Raw genomic sequence first — 930 nt, forward strand, 5'->3', positions numbered from 1 at the left:
GGTGGGTGATCAGAAACGCGAAGAGTGCTCCTGACCTGCAACGATGGGACTTGTCTAGGGTCCAGGTCGTCGCATGAAAGAAGCACTCTCCAGGTGAAGAAGCGTATCGGGTCCTACCCGCGTGTCCGTACCGAAGGCGATGGTCGCGGGGTGGTCTCCCAGGCCGGTGGTGTGCTGCTGGTGGAGACAATCCGCAAGACCGGCCTGGACAGAGCGATATCGGCGGCATTGGCGCCGTGGCGCAAGCTGCGCGCGGTACATGATCCGGGCAAGGTCCTGCTGGATGTGGCGCTCGCGGTCGCGCTGGGCGGGGACTGTCTGGCGGATGTCGGGATGCTGCGGGCCGAGCTGGCCGTGTTCGGGCCGGTGGCTTCCGACCCGACAGTCTCCCGCCTGATCGACACCCTCGCCGCGGCCGGACCGAAGGCCCTTCACGCGATACGGGCCGCACGCGCCGAAGCGCGCAAGCACGTCTGGAACGTGGCCAAGCATGCAGCCCCGGACGCCGCAGGACAGGTGATCGTCGACCTGGACGGGGTGCTCGTGCTGGCCCATTCCGAGAAGCAGGACGCCACCGCGACCTGGAAAAAGACCTTCGGACACCACCCGCTGATGGGGTTCGTCGATCACGGAAGCGGTGGCAGCGGGGAACCGGTGGCCGGCCTGCTCAGACCGGGCAACGCAGGCAGCAACACTGCCGCCGACCACATCACCACGGCCCAACTCGCCCTGGCCCAACTGCCGAAGAAGTACCGACGCGGACGCCAGACACTGATTCGTACCGACTCCGGAGGCGGAACGCACGAGTTCACAGCCTGGCTCGCCCAGCGGGGAAGGTGGCTGTCGTACTCGGTCGGCATGACCATCACCGACGCCATCCACCAGGCCGTCCTCAAAGTCCCGCCCGCCGCATGGACGGTGGCCGTCGAG

At 67.1% G+C, this 930-nt stretch carries 1 protein-coding gene; it reads left to right on the forward strand.

The window, feature by feature from the left end; genetic code table 11:
• Positions 1-93: 93 nt before the first annotated feature.
• A partial coding sequence (locus tag ADL25_RS11690; RefSeq protein WP_059127621.1) for an IS1380 family transposase occupies positions 94-930 on the forward strand: 837 nt, incomplete at its 3' end.

This window comes from Streptomyces sp. NRRL F-5122 (genome assembly GCF_001507435.1).
GTDB classification, from domain to species: Bacteria; Actinomycetota; Actinomycetes; order Streptomycetales; family Streptomycetaceae; genus Streptomyces; species Streptomyces lannensis.